General features: G+C 54.3%; 20 protein-coding genes. 14 read left to right on the top strand and 6 right to left on the bottom strand.

All coding sequences use genetic code 11. The features are described 5' to 3' along the window. Positions 1-72: 72 nt before the first annotated feature. Both OLX08_RS11645 and OLX08_RS11640 read right to left on the bottom strand, forming a co-directional pair. A complete protein-coding gene (locus OLX08_RS11645; protein WP_391481558.1) occupies positions 73-321 on the bottom strand; it encodes a DUF2842 domain-containing protein in 249 nt (82 codons plus the stop codon). Between the two features lie 34 nt (positions 322-355). Then, positions 356-1,651, bottom strand: coding sequence for an adenylosuccinate synthase (locus OLX08_RS11640; protein WP_048598276.1), 1,296 nt, complete (start codon positions 1,649-1,651; stop codon positions 356-358). A 213-nt stretch (positions 1,652-1,864) separates the two neighbouring features. Between OLX08_RS11640 and secG the strand changes: the two genes are divergently transcribed. The 14 genes from secG (at position 1,865) to OLX08_RS11570 (ending at position 14,575) form a co-directional block, all read left to right on the top strand. Beyond that, positions 1,865-2,218: a preprotein translocase subunit SecG gene (secG, locus tag OLX08_RS11635; protein ID WP_048598277.1), complete on the top strand. Its 354-nt coding sequence runs from the start codon at positions 1,865-1,867 to the stop codon at positions 2,216-2,218. A 216-nt stretch (positions 2,219-2,434) separates the two neighbouring features. After that, positions 2,435-4,078, top strand: coding sequence for a CTP synthase (locus OLX08_RS11630; RefSeq protein WP_048598278.1), 1,644 nt, complete (start codon positions 2,435-2,437; stop codon positions 4,076-4,078). 173 nt (positions 4,079-4,251) lie between these two features. Then, positions 4,252-4,686 (top strand): TerB family tellurite resistance protein, encoded by a 435-nt coding sequence (locus OLX08_RS11625; protein ID WP_391481557.1) that lies wholly within the window; start codon positions 4,252-4,254, stop codon positions 4,684-4,686. Positions 4,687-4,709: 23 nt separating this feature from the next. Next, positions 4,710-5,573 carry a PhzF family phenazine biosynthesis protein gene (locus OLX08_RS11620; protein WP_391481556.1) on the top strand — a complete coding sequence of 288 codons (864 nt, stop codon included), beginning with the start codon at positions 4,710-4,712 and terminating at the stop codon, positions 5,571-5,573. Between the two features lie 40 nt (positions 5,574-5,613). Then, a complete protein-coding gene (locus tag OLX08_RS11615) occupies positions 5,614-5,907 on the top strand; it encodes a DUF1330 domain-containing protein (RefSeq protein ID WP_391481555.1) in 294 nt (97 codons plus the stop codon). Between the two features lie 58 nt (positions 5,908-5,965). Then, positions 5,966-6,400: a TerB family tellurite resistance protein gene (locus OLX08_RS11610; protein WP_391481554.1), complete on the top strand. Its 435-nt coding sequence runs from the start codon at positions 5,966-5,968 to the stop codon at positions 6,398-6,400. Positions 6,401-6,516: 116 nt separating this feature from the next. Further along, a complete protein-coding gene (locus tag OLX08_RS11605) occupies positions 6,517-7,287 on the top strand; it encodes an ABC transporter ATP-binding protein (RefSeq protein WP_391481553.1) in 771 nt (256 codons plus the stop codon). A 40-nt stretch (positions 7,288-7,327) separates the two neighbouring features. After that, positions 7,328-8,053 carry a transporter substrate-binding domain-containing protein gene (locus tag OLX08_RS11600; RefSeq protein ID WP_048598283.1) on the top strand — a complete coding sequence of 242 codons (726 nt, stop codon included), beginning with the start codon at positions 7,328-7,330 and terminating at the stop codon, positions 8,051-8,053. A gap of 108 nt (positions 8,054-8,161) precedes the next feature. Next, positions 8,162-9,043, top strand: coding sequence for an ABC transporter permease (locus tag OLX08_RS11595; protein WP_391483253.1), 882 nt, complete (start codon positions 8,162-8,164; stop codon positions 9,041-9,043). Then, entirely contained in the window at positions 9,043-9,849 is an 807-nt protein-coding gene (locus tag OLX08_RS11590) for an ABC transporter permease (protein ID WP_341246646.1), read from the top strand. Before OLX08_RS11595 ends, OLX08_RS11590 begins: the two co-directional genes overlap by 1 nt. 44 nt (positions 9,850-9,893) lie before the next feature. After that, the gene (locus OLX08_RS11585; RefSeq protein WP_391481552.1) at positions 9,894-10,577 is read left to right on the top strand and encodes a type 1 glutamine amidotransferase; all 684 of its coding nucleotides are present in this window, start codon (positions 9,894-9,896) and stop codon (positions 10,575-10,577) included. Then, on the top strand, positions 10,574-11,926 hold the full coding sequence (locus tag OLX08_RS11580; RefSeq protein ID WP_391481551.1) for a glutamine synthetase family protein: 1,353 nt from the start codon (positions 10,574-10,576) through the stop codon (positions 11,924-11,926). The genes OLX08_RS11585 and OLX08_RS11580 overlap by 4 nt, the downstream gene beginning before the upstream one ends. 5 nt (positions 11,927-11,931) lie before the next feature. After that, positions 11,932-13,245: an NAD(P)/FAD-dependent oxidoreductase gene (locus OLX08_RS11575; protein ID WP_391481550.1), complete on the top strand. Its 1,314-nt coding sequence runs from the start codon at positions 11,932-11,934 to the stop codon at positions 13,243-13,245. A gap of 136 nt (positions 13,246-13,381) precedes the next feature. After that, positions 13,382-14,575 carry a DegT/DnrJ/EryC1/StrS family aminotransferase gene (locus OLX08_RS11570; RefSeq protein WP_391481549.1) on the top strand — a complete coding sequence of 398 codons (1,194 nt, stop codon included), beginning with the start codon at positions 13,382-13,384 and terminating at the stop codon, positions 14,573-14,575. Between the two features lie 20 nt (positions 14,576-14,595). On the opposite strand, the gene OLX08_RS11565 is transcribed toward OLX08_RS11570, so the two are convergent. The 4 genes from OLX08_RS11565 to OLX08_RS11550 all read right to left on the bottom strand — a co-directional run bounded on the left by OLX08_RS11565 (position 14,596) and on the right by OLX08_RS11550 (position 18,770). Further along, complete coding sequence (locus tag OLX08_RS11565; protein ID WP_391481548.1) at positions 14,596-15,546, bottom strand: LysR family transcriptional regulator; 951 nt, start codon at positions 15,544-15,546, stop codon at positions 14,596-14,598. A gap of 3 nt (positions 15,547-15,549) precedes the next feature. Then, positions 15,550-16,104, bottom strand: coding sequence for a polyhydroxyalkanoate synthesis repressor PhaR (phaR, locus tag OLX08_RS11560; RefSeq protein WP_391481547.1), 555 nt, complete (start codon positions 16,102-16,104; stop codon positions 15,550-15,552). A 212-nt stretch (positions 16,105-16,316) separates the two neighbouring features. After that, complete coding sequence (locus OLX08_RS11555) at positions 16,317-16,754, bottom strand: phasin, PhaP (RefSeq protein ID WP_391481546.1); 438 nt, start codon at positions 16,752-16,754, stop codon at positions 16,317-16,319. A gap of 180 nt (positions 16,755-16,934) precedes the next feature. Further along, complete coding sequence (locus OLX08_RS11550; RefSeq protein ID WP_391481545.1) at positions 16,935-18,770, bottom strand: PHA/PHB synthase family protein; 1,836 nt, start codon at positions 18,768-18,770, stop codon at positions 16,935-16,937. Positions 18,771-18,882: the final 112 nt, after the last annotated feature.

Here is an 18,882-nt window from a genome sequence, read left to right as displayed (position 1 = left end):
GCCATTTGGTTGAAAGACTCGGTGAGCAGAAACAAAAAAGCGGCCCCTAAATTTGGGGCCGCTTTTTTTCAATCAGTGCTGTTCATCTTCCGGTGGCGCATTCGGATCAGCTTGCCCAACCCCTTTGAAGATCGCCTTCAGCGGGAAAGCCCACAAAACACCAAGTACGACAAATACTCCCAGCTCGACCAAAATGGAGGGCCGTCCCATCATGTCCCGGAGCAGATCAATGAGTGTCACCGCCATAACGATGTAAATCGGCACCCCAAAAATCAGGATAAACAGTGACCAACGTCTCTTTGCTTTGTGGCTTAGCGCCATTGGTTGCCTCCGGAAGTGTTAACGTGCGAATTTCTTAGTCCGCAAAGGGGTCTGTCACGAGAATGGTGTCTTCGCGCTCTGGTGAAGTGGAAACTAGGGCGACGGGGCAGTTGATCAACTCTTCGATCCGACGGACATATTTGATGGCCGCAGCAGGCAAATCGGCCCATGACTTTGCACCAGCGGTGCTATCTTGCCAGCCTTCAATCTCTTCATAGATCGGTGTCACGCGCGCTTGTTGGTCCGCAGCTGTTGGCAGGTAATCAAGACGCTCGCCATCCAGGTCATAACCGACGCAAATTTTGAGCGTGTCAAAACCGTCTAGAACATCAAGCTTGGTCAGCGCGATGCCAGAAACGCCGGACGTGGCGCAGGTCTGACGTACGATGGTCGCGTCAAACCAACCACAACGACGCTTGCGTCCTGTTGTCGTTCCGAACTCATGGCCGCGCTCGCCAAGACGTTGGCCGTCTGCATCTTCCAGCTCGGTCGGGAACGGCCCTTCACCCACACGGGTGGTGTAGGCTTTGACGATGCCCAAAACGAAGTCAATCGCCGTTGGCCCAAGACCTGTACCCGTCGCAGCCTGCCCTGCGATTACATTGGAGGATGTCACAAACGGGTATGTGCCGAAATCGATGTCGAGTAGTGCGCCTTGGGCGCCTTCGAACAAAATCCGCTGACCGGCTTTGCTACGCTCGTTCAACACTTTCCAAACCGGTGCTGCGTACGGCAAAAGCTGTGGCGCAATGGCGCGCAGCTCGTTCAACAGCGCTTCGCGGTCTACGGGCTCGATGCCCAAACCTTTGCGCAGCGGGTTGTGGTGCTGCAACGCACGGTCAACACGCGCAACAAGTGTCGCATCATCAGCTAGGTCAGCTACGCGAACAGAACGGCGTCCAACTTTATCTTCATATGCGGGCCCGATACCGCGGCCTGTTGTACCAATCTTGGTGCCAGCGCTTGCAGCTTCTTCACGGGCACGATCAAGCTCGCCGTGGATTGGCAAAATCAATGGTGTGTTTTCAGCGACCATCAATGTCTCAGGCGTGATTTCAACACCTTGGGCACGGACTGTTTCGATCTCTTTCATCAAGTGCCATGGGTCCAGCACAACACCATTCCCAATAACGGACAGTTTGCCGCCACGCACCACACCGGATGGCAGCGCGTGCAGTTTGTAGACGTTGCTATCAATAACAAGCGTGTGACCTGCATTGTGGCCCCCTTGGAAGCGGGCAATGACGTCTGCGCGCTCTGAGAGCCAATCAACGATCTTGCCTTTGCCTTCGTCACCCCACTGGGCGCCAACCACCACTACGTTTGCCATTGCGCTCTGCCTTCATGCCTAGAGATCAAACCGTGGTCCCTATAAGACAGAGGCAGGGCAGGGGAAAGGGTGAAAGGCGCGCTCAAACCTCAAAGCTGATAGAGTTACCTCGGCAGCAGCGCCAAATGAATGATAAATCCCCTACATTCGGACCTTGCGACATTGGGCCGTTCCCACTACATACCGGCCAACCTTTGATAAACGAGCGTCCCCATGGAAAACGTACTGCTGATTGTTTTGTTGTTGCTAGCTTTGGCTTTGATCGGCGTTGTGCTGCTTCAACGGTCTGAAGGCGGCGGCCTTGGCATGGGCAGTGGTGGCGGCGGTGGCGGCGTTATGACCGGCCGCTCGGCAGCATCGGCCTTGTCAAAAGTGACGTGGATTTTGGGAATTGCTTTCATGACAGTCGCATTGCTAATGACAGTTTTGACATCCCTTGATGGCAACGGCAGCTCTGTGGTGGATCAATTGGCACCTCCTTCTGCAGAGACAGCACCTGTGGCCCCGGCGGGCGCGGACTTGCTACCACCATCCGCGGATGAGCCAGCAACACCGCGTGCTGACTAAATAACCCGGCACAACACAAGCCAGCCTAAACACCTGATCTAAAAGCGGCTTTCTTACACTATCTATAGTATTTGGCGATATTAATTCCGCCCTATATTGCGTTTGACCGGTTGCGCGCCTCGTCCGAATCCTGATAGGATTAAATCCCGTGATACAGCGCATCTGAGGTGCTGTTTTGCACCGAGCATGCAACAAAACACGGGGATATCTCACACCATGGCACGGTTTATTTTTATTACAGGTGGTGTTGTTTCCTCGCTTGGCAAAGGCCTTGCATCTGCCGCTTTGGGCGCTCTTTTGCAGTCGCGGGGCTTTACTGTCCGCCTGCGTAAGCTGGACCCCTACCTCAATGTCGATCCGGGCACGATGTCACCGTTTGAGCACGGTGAAGTGTTTGTAACGGACGACGGCGCAGAGACCGATTTGGACCTTGGCCATTATGAGCGCTTTACCGGCGTTGCGGCGCGCAACAGTGATTCCGTCTCATCTGGTCGGATTTACTCAACCGTTCTCGAGAAAGAACGGCGCGGAGATTATCTGGGCAAAACAATCCAAGTAATCCCCCATGTAACCAACCAGATCAAAGAGTTCATCGACATTGGTGATGATGAAGTTGATTTCATGCTGTGCGAGATCGGCGGCACTGTTGGGGACATCGAAGGCCTGCCCTTCTTTGAGGCCATTCGTCAGTTTGCCAACGATAAGCCACGCGGTGACTGTATCTTTATGCACCTGACGTTACTGCCGTTCATCAAAGCCTCAGGCGAGTTGAAAACAAAGCCCACCCAACACTCGGTCAAGGAACTTCGCTCAATCGGGTTGGCACCGGATATTCTGGTTTGCCGTTCGGAGGGTCCAATCCCGGAAAAAGAGCGTGAAAAGCTGGCCCTGTTCTGCAACGTGCGCCCCGAGAGCGTGATTGCGGCGCAAGACCTTAAATCTATTTACGAAGCCCCATTAGCCTATCACCGTGAAGGCATGGACCAAGCAGTATTGGACGCCTTTGGCATTACACCTGCCCCGCAACCCAACCTAAAACGTTGGGAAGATGTGGCTGATCGCGTGTATAACCCAGAGGGCGAAGTCAAAGTCGCGATTGTTGGCAAATACACTCAGCTGGAAGACGCTTATAAATCAATCAACGAAGCCCTAACCCACGGTGGCATGGCCAACCGTGTGAAGGTCAAAATTGAATGGGTCGACGCAGAACTATTCGACCGTGAAGACCCTGCTCCACACCTCGAAGGGTTCCATGCGATTTTGGTTCCGGGCGGCTTTGGCGAGCGCGGCACAGAAGGCAAAATCAAAGCGGCGGAATTCGCCCGCACCCGTAAAGTTCCCTACCTCGGGATTTGCCTTGGTATGCAAATGGCTGTCATTGAAGCCGCGCGAAATGTGGCAGGGCTGGCGGACGCCGGTTCCGAAGAGTTCGACCATGAGGCAGGCAAAAAACGGTTTGAGCCGGTTGTCTACCACCTCAAAGAATGGGTGCAGGGCAACGCAAAAGTTCAGCGCAAGGCAGATGATGATAAAGGCGGGACCATGCGCTTGGGGTCATATGACGCAACACTGGTCGAAGGATCTAAAGTCGCCGAAGTGTACGGCACAACATCCATCGAAGAGCGCCACCGCCACCGGTATGAAGTTGATACGAAGTACCGCAAGCAGCTTGAAGAATGTGGGTTGTTGTTCTCGGGCATGTCCCCAGACGGCACGCTGCCCGAAATCGTTGAGTGGCGTGACCACCCTTGGTTCATCGGCGTACAGTTCCATCCGGAGCTGAAATCCAAGCCTTTCGCACCGCACCCCCTGTTTGAAGGGTTTGTGAAAGCGGCAAAGGAGGCCTCGCGCCTCGTCTAAACCCGCCCTGCTTAGTTGAAATATTTAAAACGCGTCCCGCACCTGCAGGGCGCGTTTTTTTGCAACACTCCCCAAGACATGATTCGCCTTTTTCATTTTTCCCTTTGGAAACCGTCACCTCTGGGCCATTGCTAAGGTAATGATCGCGAAAAATCGCGGCGCTAGGAGCAGATATGATAGGCAGAATACTTGGGGTGGTCTCACGACCGGCCCGACCCGAACCCGTTTTACCAGCACTCGACGACCACGTGACCCTTGCAGCACTGCTGGTGCGGCTTGCGCGTAGCGACGGCCCTCTCAACTTGGCAGAGATAACCACGATTGATGAGGTTCTAAAACGCCGCCTGGGTCTCAATGGTATTGCCGCTGCGCAATTGCGTGCATCCGGTGAAACGCTTGAACGCGAATATCCCCACACCGAAGCTTTGGGGCGTTTGCTCGCCCATGAGACACCCGCCCATGAGCGGGACGCGCTGATGGATGACTTGCTGCTTGTGGTAAACTGTGACGGCCCCGAAACGGGCCCCGAACACAACTTGCTGGAGCGGATCGAAGCGCTCTTGCCCGCACCGGCGAAAACCATTCAAATGTACGGGACGATCAGCTAGGTCGTCCCTACAAGGTGGACCGGATGCCAACTCTCGACTTCACGACTTACGACGTATTCACGCAGCGCCCGTTCAGTGGCAATCCGTTGGCCATTGTTGAGGGCACAGACGATCTGAGCACAGCGCAGATGCAAACAATTGCGCGTGAATTCAACTTGTCGGAAACCATCTTTGTGCAGACGGCAGATGATACTTCGAACACGGCTAAGGTGCGCATCTTTTTCCCAACTTCAGAAATCCCTTTTGCAGGTCACCCCACCATTGGCTGCGCGCTGCATCTGGCCCAAAAGCGTGGGTTGGATCATGTAGTGCTTGAAGAAGTTGCCGGACTTGTGCCCGTCACAATTACCAACGATACAGCACAATTTACCGCGCCTGTTGTACCTTTTGACTGCAATATTGCCGTCGATCCGGAATTAGCCGCCTCCGCTTTGGGCCTGACCACCACGCAACTTGGCCCACACACGGCAGGCGTGCACGAAGGCGGGCCGCGTTTTCTTTATATTCCCGTGGTGAATGAGGCCGCGTTGCAACACGCGCGCCCACTCCAGCCCGCTTGGGATCAACTGATGAAAGCCTGTCAGGTGGACAGTGCGTATCTCTATACACCAAGCTTTAATGCGCGAATGTTTTCCCCCACTGCCGGTATTCCCGAAGATCCCGCAACAGGCAGCGCAAGCGCAATTCTGGCCAGCCAGCTTTTGCAAAACGGCGCGCTGGACAAAGACGGCACAACCGAACTGCAATTGACCCAAGGCATTTCCATGGGGCGACCAAGCGAGATCTACTTTAAAGCGGATGTAGCAAGCGGCGTGCTGACTGCGGTGCGTATCGCGGGCAGCGCCGTGCCAATCTCACAAGGGCAAATTACCGTCCCTTCCGCCTAATCAGCCCACTTATTCACCCTCTCACAAATCGGAGAAATACATGCCCAAAGGATACTGGATTGCGCACGGAGATGTCTCAGACCCTGAAGGCTATGAAGCCTACAAGGCCGCAAATGCCGCCCCATTCGCAGAATTTGGCGCGCGTTTTGTCGTGCGCGGCGGCGAACAAACCCTTGAAGAAGGTAGTGCCCGCTCACGCACCGTCGTCATTGAATTCCCAAGTATTGAGGCTGCCTACGCTTGCTACAACAGCGCGGAATATCAAGCTGCCAAAGCCCTGCGGGAGCCAATCGCATTGACCGATTTGGTTATCGTCGAAGGGTATGACGGCTAGACGCTGTGCAGTGTGGCACGCCACTTGAAAGCCCTTTTGAAAAGCATAGATGTTGAATATGTTTGCACAACTTCTAAACCGCCTCACAGCCGATAAACCCGCCCAGCTTGCGGATGCTGACGCGCGGCTTGCCCTAACGGGACTGTTGGTCCGGCTTGCCAAATCCGACGGGGATTACGCGCTTGCGGAACAACAGCGCATCGTTTCGATCATTCAGGCGCGTTACGGGCTGTCTGGCAGCGATGCTCAAAGCCTAAAACTGCAGGCCGAAGAGTTGGAAAAAGAAGCACCCGATACCGTGCGCTTTACCCGCGCTATCAAAGATGCAGTCGCCTATGAGGACCGCATCGCAGTCGTCGAAGCGCTATGGACCGTTGCATTGGCAGATGGTGAGCGTGACGACGAAGAAGATGCGCTTTTGCGCATGGTCGTGTCGTTCCTTGGTGTCTCTGATATCGACAGCAACTTGGCGCGCCAACGGGTCAGCACTTAGGAAAGCTAAAAATAGCCATAGCGGCGCCAAGTTCCGCTGGGTCAAGTTTGGCGCATACCATTGCAATTTCTGTAGAATCGAAGTGTATTAAAGCGCTAACATTTGCAGGGATAGCTGTGACCGCCAACACTGTCATCGAATTGAAGGATTTGCACAAATCCTACGGAGAGCTTGAGGTTCTCAAAGGGGTCGGTATCCGCGCTGAACGTGGGGATGTGGTTTCGCTCATCGGCTCATCTGGTTCCGGAAAATCCACGCTTTTGCGCTGTGCAAACCTGCTCGAAGACAGCCAGCAGGGCGATGTGATTTTCGAAGGCGATCCAGTAAATTGGCGCGGCACGGCCCAAGCGCGCCGCCCCTCTGACGCGGCTCAGGTTCGCCATATCCGCACTAATCTTTGCATGGTGTTCCAACAGTTTAATCTGTGGGCCCATATGACAATTCTTGAAAATGTCATGGAGGCGCCTGTTACTGTTTTGGGGCGCGCCAAGTCAGAAGTTGAGGCCTCTGCGCGCAAATATCTCAAAAAAGTTGGCATTGGGGACAAATGCGATGTGTATCCCGCACAGCTTTCGGGCGGCCAGCAACAGCGTGCCGCCATCGCGCGCGCCCTGTGCATGGAGCCAAAGGCCCTGCTGTTTGACGAGCCTACGTCCGCCCTTGACCCAGAGCTTGAGCAAGAAGTGATCCGCGTGATCAAAGACCTTGCCGCTGAGGGGCGCACGATGCTGATCGTCACCCATGATATGAACCTTGCCCGCGATGTGTCTGATCACGTTGTGTTTTTGCACCAAGGGCTGATCGAAGAAGAAGGCGCACCTGACGAGTTGTTTGGCGCGCCAAAATCCGAGCGTTTGCAGCAATTTCTTTCTGCTGGCAGCGCATAACAACACCAGTACCGACTTAATGAGACAAGGGAGAAACCTCATGAAGACACTAATTACAGCAACCGCTTTGCTTGCAATCACCGCAGGTGCTGCACTCGCAGGTAGCCACTCTGTGGTTCGTTTGGGAACCGAGGGCGCCTACCCTCCCTACAACTTCCTCAATGACGCAGGCGAAGTTGATGGCTTTGAGCGCGAAGTAGGCGATGAGCTGTGCGCACGCGCTGAACTGACATGCGAGTGGGTCACAAACGAGTGGGACAGCATCATCCCGAACCTCGTATCCGGCAACTACGACGCAATCATCGCAGGCATGTCCATCACAGCCGAGCGTGACGAAGTCATCGATTTCACAACACCTTACACACAGCCCGATCCCTCTTCATTCGTAGCAGCATCTGCTGACGTTGATCTGGCAGGTGGCGTGATCGCTGCGCAAACTGGTACGATCCAAGCGGGCCACGTTGCCTCAATGGGCGCGACACTTCTCGAGTTCGCAACACCAGAAGAAACAGTTGCAGCCGTGAAATCAGGCGAAGCGGACGCCGTTCTTGCAGACCGTGCGTTCCTCGAGCCAATCGCAGCGGAAGATGCAGACCTGCAAATGGTTGGCGATGACGTACTGCTTGGCGGCGGCATCGGCATGGGCATCCGTGAAAGCGACACAGAGCTGAAAGAGAAATTCTCTGCAGCAATCGAAAGCATGAAAGCAGACGGTTCACTGAACGTACTGATCGCAAAGTGGCTGCCTGAATCCGCTCCTTTCTAAGCGGTCAAAACATCCCGAAGGGGCGCTTGGCACACAAGCGCCCCTTTTGATATGTGGTGACCACCCCCAACCTGCCAACATTTCGGCCATAACCCGCAGAGGCCCGCCATCTTTGAATTTTGCTCAGACCCCAGCCTGTTGGCTGACTGGCGCTGGATGGCGTGTTACCTGACCACCGGTAAGCACATGTCGCTTTACTGGTCCGTGGGCACGGTTCTTTTGTTGTTGGCGATTACTGCACCCGCTGCTTTGATGTTTGGTTTTGGCGGTGCGGCTGCCGCGAGATCATCTTTTACGCCATTGAGATGGTTTGGAAAAACATACATGGCGCTGGTGCGCGGCGTGCCTGACATTGCGTTTTTTCTCTTTTTTGTGATCGCACTGGACCAAGGGTTTGAATGGGCCCGCCACCAAGTCCTGTGCCCCGATTGGACAGACCCAATCCGTCAAGGCAACGATTTTGTCGTCTGCGCCGAGGCAAAACTGCCCCAAGGCAACGCACCGCAATGGGTCCATGAAGTCTACGGCTTTTTCGTAGCCGTGCTGACATTTGCCATCGTTTTTGGGGCCTTCGCGGGCAACGTTTTGTTCGGCGCTATGCGTGCAGTACCGGCCGCACAACTCGAAACAGCTGCGGCATACGGCATGAACAAGCGCCAAACCTTCTGGCGTATCTTGGTGCCGCAAATGTGGGTGTTTGCCCTGCCCGGCCTGTCGAACCTCTGGATGGTACTAATCAAAGCGACGCCACTTTTGTTTTTGCTGGGCGTTGAGGATATTGTCTATTGGGCACGCGAACTAGGCGGTACAAAAAACCCGCGCTTCACAGATTACCCCCACGGCGATTGGCGGATGTGGTATTTCTTGGCGCTGCTCGTCTTTTATTTGGCCTTCACCAAAGTCTCTGAAGTGGTTCTTGACCGCGTCATGGCGCGCTTGACCCATGGACAGGCCACAGCCGCTGGTGAAGCGCAAAGAAAGGCCGCGTGATGAGTTGCACCCAAACCATTCTTGATTACGGTCTACGCGCCATCGGGTACGGCGAACGGCTTTTGCCGCGCAGTGATTTTACGTTGTGCCAACAGTTTACGCTTATCGGGTCCGGCATGATCTGGAACATCTACTTTGGCTTGTTCGCCCTGATGTTTGGCTTTTGTTTCGCGGTCGCTCTTGCCATGGGAAAAGACAGCCCAAAGGCGCTTTTGCGCAAACCCTCCGAATGGTTCATTTTTATATTCCGCGGATCACCGCTCTTTATTCAGTTCTTTTTCGGATACTTCGTCTTTTTATCGCTCAAACCAATCCATCCAATGTTCGAAAGCCTTTCGGCGGCGTGGCTCGGTGCGTTGATCGTGCTCTTTTGTAACACCTCTGCCTACTCAGCCGAGATATTTTACGGCGCCCTGAAATCAATTCCCAAAGGCGATACTGAGGCCGCAGACGCATACGGGATGAGCGGCTGGCCAAGGTTCAAGCGGATCGTTTTTCCAACCATGTTGCGCCTTGCGTGGCCTGCCTACACCAACGAAGCGATTTTTCTGTTTCACTCAACCACGTTGATTTTCTTCACCGGATTTCCTGCGCGCCAACAACGCGGAGACGCGCTGTATTACGCCAGCTACTTTGCGGACAAAACGTTCAACCCGTTTGTGCCCTACCCCATCTTGGCGATGTATTTCATTCTTGTGACCCTGTTGATTATTGGCGTCTTTGGCATTGCCAACAAACGACTTAATCGCCACCTTCCGTCACAGGCGCGCCCCAAACTTCGGTTGCGTCCACAGATCATCCGCTAAGCACGGATCATCGCCCTATTTTCGCAGTCAAAGGACACCACGCGATGCACATCGGTATTTTGCAATGCGGTCACACCCCTGACTTGGTCAACGCAAACCATGGCGACTTTGACGCCCTGTTCACACGTATGTTTAACGGTGAAGGGTTCAGCTTCACGACTTTCAATGTTGTCGATGATGAGTGGCCCGAAGATCATCTAACTGCGGACGGTTGGCTGGTTACAGGGTCCAAACATGGCGCCTATGAAAATCATGCTTTTATCCCTCCGCTCGAAGACTTCATCCGCGCAGTAGATCAAAGCGATCGCCCCATGGTGGGCATCTGCTTTGGGCATCAGATCATCGCGCAGGCGTTAGGCGGTACAGTTGAGAAATTTGCAGGCGGTTGGGCCGTTGGCCGCCACACGTATGATTTTGAAGGCACGGCTCTGTCGTTCAACGCGTGGCACCAAGATCAAATTGTCAAGCGTCCTGAAACGGCCAAAGTTGTGGCCACGTCTTCTTTTTGTGAGAACGCCGCGCTCCGCTATGGGGACCGAATTTTGACAACACAGGCGCACCCTGAAATCACCAACGCTGTGCTGCATGATTATCTGGCCGCCCGCGGCACAGATCCGCAGTATCCGACGGCTTTGATTGAGCAGGCCAAAGCACATGTGGAGACCCCAAATGATGAATGGGTCGTCGCACGGATGCTGGCGCATTTTTTGAAAGACAACGCACCATGACATGGACTGCAAACCTTCCCACACCATTCCACGACTACTTGGACGAGAACCGTCTTGATGAAGTCGAATGCATCATCGGTGACTTGTCCGGCATCGCGCGCGGCAAAGCCGTTCCCGCCAAGAAATTCGCAAAACAATCCCAGTTCTTTTTGCCCAATTCGATCTTCTTTCAGACCATCGCCGGTGGTTGGGGCGAGGCCGCAGGCCCCGAAGGCTGGATCGAGCCGGACATGACCCTTGTGCCCGACATGAGCACAGCCACGGCCGCGCCGTGGACTGGTGATTGGACCCTGCAAGTCATCCACGATGCGGTTACCCGCGAGGGCGAACCTGTGCCAATGGCACCGCGTAACGTATTGAAACGGGTTGTTGCGGCCTATCACGCACGCGGCTTGAACCCTGTTGTTGCTCCCGAGATGGAATTCTATCTGGTCGGTCGCAACACCAATCCCGCCAACCCGATTGAACCGATGATGGGCCGCAGCGGCAGACCAGCCGCCGCACGCCAAGCCTATTCAATGTCAGCGGTCGATGAATATGGCCCGGTGATTGACGACATTTACGATTTCGCCGAAGCGCAAGGATTTGAGATTGACGGCATCACCCAAGAGGGCGGCGCAGGGCAGCTAGAGATCAACTTGCGCCACGGCGATCCGGTCAAGCTTGCTGATGAAGTGTTCTACTTCAAACGCCTGATCCGCGAAGCGGCTCTGAAGCACGACTGCTTCGCAACTTTCATGGCCAAACCAATCGAGGGCGAGCCCGGTAGTGCGATGCACATCCACCACTCGGTCCTTGATCAAGACGGCAACAACATCTTCTCTGCCGCAGATGGTAGTGAGACCGACGCTTTCTACCACTTCATCGCAGGGCTTCAAAACCACGTGCCTTCAACCATCGCCGTGCTAGCGCCCTACGTGAACAGCTATCGGCGGTACGTCAAAGATCTGGCAGCGCCGATCAATCTGGAATGGGCCCGTGATAACCGTACAACGGGCATCCGTGTGCCCATCAGCGACGCAGCTGCACGGCGGGTTGAAAACAGGTTGGCGGGCATGGATTGTAACCCCTACCTTGCGATAGCCGCCTCCTTGGCGTGTGGGTTGATGGGCCTTGAAGAAGCGCGCGCGCCACGCCCTGAATACCGCGGTGATGCCTATGACGCGGATGAAGACATCCCCCGTGGCCTGTTCGCAGCACTTGAACTTTTTGATAGTGCAGAGCGGCTCAAAAACATTCTACATCCTGAATTTGCACGGGTGTACTCCATCGTAAAGCGTACGGAATACGAAGAGTTTTTGCAGCAGATCAGTCCTTGGGAGCGTGAGCATCTTTTGCTCAATGTATGACCTGAATGAACTGGCTTTTTGCAAACGAAGCACAGGGCGTGATGCCCGAAAGCTGGTACGCAGCAACTGCTGATGCCCCTGCCCCGCACCCTGTTTTGCGCGGAGATCATCGGGCTGATCTGTGTATCATTGGCGCAGGCTACACGGGTCTGTCTGCTGCACTTCACGCAGCCAAAGCAGGCATGTCAGTCATCGTTCTGGACGCCCACCGTGTGGGATGGGGCGCATCGGGGCGCAATGGCGGACAAGTTGGAACGGGCTTGAATTGGGACGTTAGCGTGCTCGACAAAGCATTTGGCAAACAACGCGCCGATGCACTTTGGGCCATGACCGAGGACGCCAAGAAACTCACCCGCTCACTGCTTGCCGAACACGCGCCTGACGCTGACTACACCGCAGGCCTGCTACAAGCGGCCGTTACCGCGCAAAAAGCCGATGAGCTGGCTCAAGAAGCCGAGTTAATGCGCGCACGCTTTGGATATGACACCACCATGTGCGACGCAGCACAGGTTGAGGCCCATAGCGGAACAAAAGCCTACGCAGGCGCAGTCCTTGATATGGATGCGGGCTATTGCCACCCGCTTCGCTACGCCTTTGGGCTTGCGCGGGCCTGCGACGCAGCTGGCGTGCAGATTTTTGAACGGTCCACTGTTCATAAAATTGATGTCAGTACAGGTCACAATTCCGCCCGATCACCCCACACCGTGCGCACAGATGCTGGCACGGTTTCGGCAAAGTTCATCTTGCAAGCCACAAATGGCTACGGCGCGCACCTAAACCGCAAAACCGCCGCCCGCGTATTGCCCATCAACAATTATATCGCGGCAACCGAGCCTCTTGGCGTGCGCGCACCGATCACAAAACCAATGGCCGTATATGACAGCAAGTTCGTCCTGAATTACTTTTGGCAATCCCGTGACGGACGGCTTATTTTCGGGGGCGGAGAAAGCTACGGCAAACGCTTCGGCGAGATTGAGCCACGCGTCAGAAAGCAGCTATCTGAAATTTATCCAGAACTGTCTGACGTCAAATTCAGTCACACGTGGGGCGGCACCCTCGCCGTTACCGCAACACGTTTACCATTTGTGGGCCAAGTCGCGGCCGGGCATTACAGCGCGGGCGGCTACTCAGGCCACGGGCTTGTGCTTGCCACTTTTGCGGGCCGAGCGTGTGTAAACGCGATGCGCGGCGATACCGGTGAGTTTGACATGCTGCAAAGCCTTCCGTCGCCCGCGCTTCCGGGCGGCGCTTTTATTGGCGGAATAATTACCAACGCCGCAATGCGGTGGATGGCGCTCAAAGACAGGCTCTTTCACTAAGCGCACAGCCCCGTCTTCTGACACAGGTCCAAGACAACAACACGCCCCGGTCCAATTGCCGCGGCGCTCAATATTTATGGACCGGTAGCTTTTAGTATTTTATAATTATCGAAATTAGTTTTCGGAAAGTATAAAAATGCTAGATCAAGCTCAGCCCACCAAAGCGCCCTCTGACCTTCACACAGCCGAACCCATCCCCGCCGCTGTGCGCGATGAAATCGAGCGGCTTCTTAGCTCAGGCGATCTGTTCCGCTATACGTCCCAGAACGCACCTGTCACTCTGCTCGAACGAGAGTTTGCCGCACAGCTTGGCAGTACATACGCGCTGGCGGTGTCATCATGTTCAGCAGCATTATTTCTATCCCTTAAGGCGCTAGACCTGCCGCGTGATGCGCGGGTTCTTATTCCTGCTTTCACGTTCGCTGCGGTGCCGTCATCTGTGGTCCACGCGGAATGTGTTCCAGTCCTTTGTGAAGTGGGCGAAAATTACCGGATCGATCTGAACGATTTTGCGGGCAAACTTGAACAAGATATCAGCGCCGTCATCATCAGCCATATGCGTGGCCATACCTCTGAGATGGACGCCATTATGCGTCTTTGTGATGCGCGCGATATCCCAGTTATTGAGGATGCGGCACATTCCTTGGGTACGACATGGCACGGCAAAAACATTGGTACGTTAGGACGGATCGGGTGCTTTTCGTTTCAATCCTACAAGCTCCTCAATGCCGGTGAGGGCGGCATTTTGATTACTGATGATGCGGACTTGGTTGCGCGCGCCACCATCATGTCCGGTGCCTATGAGCACGCTTGGGAGAAACACGATATCGCCGCTGAAGCTGTGGAAAAGTGGCAAAACAAACTGCCGCTTTATAATTTGCGGCTGTCCAACATGTCTGCAGCTATCGTGCGCGCGCAGCTGCCGGAAATTGCGCGGCGTGTTGCGGACGGGCGGCGCAACAATGACCGGCTAGCCGCACAGCTTAATCGTCACCCCAATGTGACGGTGCCCGAAAAACTTGACCCCGAAAACCGCGCCCCTGACAGCATCCAATTCAATCTGACCGATATGACTGATGCTGCGGTCACCGACTTTGTGCGCCGCGCGGACGCACAAGGCATCAAAGTGCAGGTCTTTGGCATGTCAGCAGACAACGCGCGCGCATTTTGGAACTGGCAGTTTTTGAACGATACCCCAGAGCTACCCAAGACCCGCGCAATGCTGATGCGCGCCTGTGATGTTAGGTTGCCCGCACGCCTGACACCGCAAGAGTGCGACATGATCGGAGAAATATTACTAAACTCATTGCCTAGCGGCGAGTTGAATTAGCCACGCAACAGTGACGCGCGCTACAAAATGGTCAGCGCATCCTTAAGCCACGGGTGCCGCTGTGATGCCGGTTTAACGATCATCTCATCAAGATGGCCTTTGAGGCGCGCAGCCGTTTGTTCAGGCATATCACGCAAAATACCGCGTCGCGCCGTCAGGCTGATTGTCCGGCTTAGCGCGCCAAAGGGCAGCGGGGCCACATCAACCTGTTCACGGAACCGGTCTGCACGCAGCCAGCCAAGGGGGGTGAAAATGGTCCAACCCTGCCCTGCAGCCACCATCGCCATGATCGCGTGATAGCTATCGAGTTCAAACTGATGTGCAAGGTTTAGCCGCTGCCGCGCCAAATGAGCCGTGATCGAGCGGCCCATATGATGGCGCTGCGTGTACTGAATAAGCGGCATTTTCTTAAGCGCGTCCGCGTCTGTGGGTTGGCCTTTGGGCACGGCGACGATGAAGTCTTCTCTCATCAACGGGTGCACATCCATCCACTCGCCGGATGCACCAACATCTGCAGCCACGACAATATCCAGCGCGCGGGCGTCCAGCAAATCAAACAGCCGGTGCGAGGCCCCCGTTTCCAGCAAGAACTGACACCCTTTCAGATCATTGGCCATGCCAGATAGAAGGCGCGGCGTCACATCTGCGTCAAAATCCTCAATCATCCCAAGGCGAAAGCTGGTCAGCGCCTGCCCATCAAGAGCCAGTTCACTGCGTGCTTGGGTTGCCTCGTTAACAATGTTTTGTGCGCGGAGCCGGAACGTCTCACCAGCAGGGGTTGGCAGCACGGGGCGATGCGAGCGGTTCAACAGCGTGACTCCGATGGCGCCTTCAAGATTGGTCAACTGCTGACTAACCGTGGCCGGAGATGTGCCAAGCCTGCGTGCAGCCGCACTGATGCTTGCCTCCTCGACAGTAGCCAAAAATACTTCGATGCCCCAGAGGGTGAAACGGTCTTGAGATGCGCGCATGGACTAGGACAATTTGGAAAGTTTATCTTGCAGCTCTGCCAGTTGCTTTTTGATATCGCTTAGGTCTTCACCCTTTGGCGCGGGGCCTTCGTCTTTCGCAGCAGGCGGTGCCGCAAACCCTGTCATGCCGCTGGTCATTGCCTTCATGAAGGCTTCTTGTTGGGCTTGCATCGCCTCAAATCCGGGCATTTTGGCCATTGGATTGATTGTGCTCATGCTATCAACCACCTTTGATTGCCCGTCACGAAGCATATCAAACGACATCTGCAAAAACTGCGGAACGACACTGGCGGTCTGGGTCGTATAGCTACGCACCAAATCATTGAGCACACCGACAGGTAAAACGCTTTCACCGCGGCTTTCGTGATCTGCGATAATCTGCAGCAAATACTGGCGGGTCAAATCATCGCCTGATTTCAAATCGACAATCTGAACTTCGCGGCCTTCACGGATGAAGCTCGCGATATCTTCGAGGGTCACGTAATCGCTGGTCTCGGTATTATAGAGCCTGCGGCTTGCGTAGCGCTTAATTAGCAATGTCGATTTTTCTTCAGCCACGCGACGATCCTCCCAAGATGATGCACTGGGAATTAGCCTATGCGCGTGCAGCAAAAAAGGAAAGAGACTTGTGATCGTTCAAAGCTGTGGCGCAGCACAGACTGCACAGGGAACGTACCGCAAAGAAAAAGCGGGCGCCAAAACTGGCACCCGCTCTTTTGTATCCGCGTCAGTAATTGGGAGGAATGACGCGGATAAGCCTAAGGGGCTATTTACTTCGATGTGGCTTTTTTCGTGGCCGCAGTGGCATCAGCAGTCGCTTTTTTAACTGCTGCTGTTGTCTCGTCGGACATGTCTTTGCCAGCGGCCAAAACCAACTCAACTGTTTCCATCTGAACTTTTTTCGCAACTTCCGCGAAAGCTGCCATGTATTCAGCAGAGGCTTCTGCAGACGCAGAGGCGAAATCTGTCATCGCTTTTGCGTAATCAGCAGGCTCGGCTTGTGCTTTGGTAACGCCAGAAAGCTTAGTCAGCGTTTCTTTGGTCCATTTTGCAGAAATCTCGGAAGATTGGTCTGCTGCACTCAATGCAACTGCAGAAAGTTTTTCAGACAATGAGGCCTGCGTTTTGAACGCGTCTGTCATTGCGAATGTATCCACAGGGAATGCGCCCATCATGTCTTTCATTGCGGCTGTGAAATCTTGTGCCATTGGTCATACCTCTTAAATTCGCCAGCAAGACAACCCTGCTGTTTTCTGCGTCTGCAATATTGATACATGCTGCATCGCAGCAAATCAAGCTTTTTCTGCAATGCAGCATTGGGCAAAAAAGAGGTTAACAATCAAGGAACTAGCGAAACGCAGCCCCAAGGCAGGCTTCAGATGCGTAAATTATTTTGGCAGCACATATGTCCCCGGCGCGTCACAAATCACTTTGTGAGTCGCCTCGCCAGGCATACGCGCCTTGCACTTCTTGCCGGAACGGATTGCCAACCAATCGCCCCACGTCGGCCACCACGAAGATTTCGGCGTGAACTCGGCCGCCTCTTGCCACGCTTCCGCGGTGCCTGACATGTCCGGATTAAGGTAGTGCCCATATTTGTTGCGGCTCACCGGATTGATGATGCCCGCGATATGTCCTGACTGGGACAGAATGAACGTTTTGTCCGTGCTGCCCATCTTCTGAATACCGGCATAGCTGGATTTCCACGCAGCAATATGATCAGTCTCACAAGCAATGGCGCAGACGGGCACTGTCACATCGCTGATGTGAAGGGTTTCGCCCAAAAGCTCAAACCCAGTTGAGGCAAACTCATCGCGCTGGCACAGGCCACGTAAATACTGGATCGCCATCTTGCCCGGAAGGTTGGTGCTGTCGCCGTTCCAATAAAGTAGATCGAACGCAGGCGGGGCCTCGCCCAGCATATAACTGCGGATCGCCGGACGATAAATCAGATCGTTCGAACGCAGATAGCTGAACGTGCGGGACATGTAATAGCTGTCCAAAATGCCGTCTTTGCTGCACTGGTATTCAATACCGTCAACAAAATCATCGTTAAGGAAAACACCCACCTCACCGCGATCAGAAAAATCCGTGAGGGTCGTGAAAAAGCTGGCCGCGTTCACCGACGTATCGCCGCGCTTTTTCAGCAAGGACAAAGTCAGCGACAGCGTGGTCCCCGCGATACAGTAGCCGACAGCGTTGACCGATTTGACATCACAAATTTGCTTAACCTGCTCGATGGCTGTCAAATACCCGCTCTCGACATACTCCTCCATCCCAACGTCCGCATAACTGTCATCTGGGTTTACCCATGAGACAACGAACAGCGTAAACCCTTGATCGACGATCCATTTGATCAGGCTGTTTTGCTCTTTCAGGTCGAGAATATAGAACTTGTTGATCCAAGGCGGGAAGATGATCAGCGGCGTCTCATGAACCTTGTCTGTGGTCGGCGTGTATTGGATCAGTTCAAACATGCGGTTACGGAAAACCACCTTACCTTGGGATGTTCCGAGATTTTCACCAACCGTGAACGCATTTTTGTCCGCAAGCGTAACCAGAAGATCACCGTCGTTTGCCTCAATATCGCGCACCAAATTTTCGAGGCCTTGCACAAGCGAGGCACCATCGGTTTCAACCGCGCGCTCAAGCGCATCTGGATTGGTTTGCAAAAAGTTTGTGGGCGCCATCATATCCACAATTTGCTGAGTGAAATATGATACGCGTTTGCGATCTTCGGGGGCCAACCCATCAAGCGCGTCAACCGCATCAGACATCGCTTGTGCGTTCATCATGTATTGCTGCTTGATAAAGTTAAAATACGGATGGCTCTGCCACAGCGGGTTTGAAAACCGGCCATCAGAAGGGGTCTCGTCTGCTGGTGCTTCAAGCTTACCTGCTGCCAGCGTATTCTGTGCCTCAACGAAATGAGCCATTGATTTGCCCCAAAAGGCAATCTGCTGTTCAAACAGTTTTGATGGATCACGGACCGCCTCGCTCCAAAAACTGGCAGCGGCCTTCAACATCAAGTCTTGGCCCGGCCCCTCAAGCGAGGGATTTACCTGCCGCTTTTGCTGCATTGCAGCAGTGAGCCGTTTGGACAATTCTTCGACTTTCGATAGGTTTTGCGCAAGTTTTGCTGAGTGCTCACCAACCAAAAGGTCATTTGGTCGATCGATTGTTTCAGAAGGACCCCCACTGATAGAAGATTCTTTGGTTGTCATATCGATCTAAGCCCCATACCGTGCAGTCGCAGCATAACACATGCTTTGTTCCCAAAGCAGCCCCACTATGTGTTACCATACATCAACGTAGCGCATGCGTGAACCGATGCAG

Source organism: Nereida ignava (assembly GCF_047114695.1).
GTDB classification, from domain to species: domain Bacteria; phylum Pseudomonadota; class Alphaproteobacteria; order Rhodobacterales; family Rhodobacteraceae; genus Nereida; species Nereida ignava.
Note: the sequence above shows the minus strand (reverse complement) of the source record. Positions and strands in the feature narration are given on the sequence as shown.

Coding starts and splice junctions, on each gene's coding strand:
- OLX08_RS11645 (WP_391481558.1), bottom strand. CDS start 321: ATGGCGCTAAGCCACAAAGCAAAGAGACGTTGGTCACTGTTTATCCTG.
- OLX08_RS11640 (WP_048598276.1), bottom strand. CDS start 1,651: ATGGCAAACGTAGTGGTGGTTGGCGCCCAGTGGGGTGACGAAGGCAAA.
- secG (WP_048598277.1), top strand. CDS start 1,865: ATGGAAAACGTACTGCTGATTGTTTTGTTGTTGCTAGCTTTGGCTTTG.
- OLX08_RS11630 (WP_048598278.1), top strand. CDS start 2,435: ATGGCACGGTTTATTTTTATTACAGGTGGTGTTGTTTCCTCGCTTGGC.
- OLX08_RS11625 (WP_391481557.1), top strand. CDS start 4,252: ATGATAGGCAGAATACTTGGGGTGGTCTCACGACCGGCCCGACCCGAA.
- OLX08_RS11620 (WP_391481556.1), top strand. CDS start 4,710: ATGCCAACTCTCGACTTCACGACTTACGACGTATTCACGCAGCGCCCG.
- OLX08_RS11615 (WP_391481555.1), top strand. CDS start 5,614: ATGCCCAAAGGATACTGGATTGCGCACGGAGATGTCTCAGACCCTGAA.
- OLX08_RS11610 (WP_391481554.1), top strand. CDS start 5,966: ATGTTTGCACAACTTCTAAACCGCCTCACAGCCGATAAACCCGCCCAG.
- OLX08_RS11600 (WP_048598283.1), top strand. CDS start 7,328: ATGAAGACACTAATTACAGCAACCGCTTTGCTTGCAATCACCGCAGGT.
- OLX08_RS11590 (WP_341246646.1), top strand. CDS start 9,043: ATGAGTTGCACCCAAACCATTCTTGATTACGGTCTACGCGCCATCGGG.
- OLX08_RS11585 (WP_391481552.1), top strand. CDS start 9,894: ATGCACATCGGTATTTTGCAATGCGGTCACACCCCTGACTTGGTCAAC.
- OLX08_RS11580 (WP_391481551.1), top strand. CDS start 10,574: ATGACATGGACTGCAAACCTTCCCACACCATTCCACGACTACTTGGAC.
- OLX08_RS11575 (WP_391481550.1), top strand. CDS start 11,932: ATGAACTGGCTTTTTGCAAACGAAGCACAGGGCGTGATGCCCGAAAGC.
- OLX08_RS11570 (WP_391481549.1), top strand. CDS start 13,382: ATGCTAGATCAAGCTCAGCCCACCAAAGCGCCCTCTGACCTTCACACA.
- OLX08_RS11565 (WP_391481548.1), bottom strand. CDS start 15,546: ATGCGCGCATCTCAAGACCGTTTCACCCTCTGGGGCATCGAAGTATTT.
- OLX08_RS11555 (WP_391481546.1), bottom strand. CDS start 16,754: ATGGCACAAGATTTCACAGCCGCAATGAAAGACATGATGGGCGCATTC.
- OLX08_RS11550 (WP_391481545.1), bottom strand. CDS start 18,770: ATGACAACCAAAGAATCTTCTATCAGTGGGGGTCCTTCTGAAACAATC.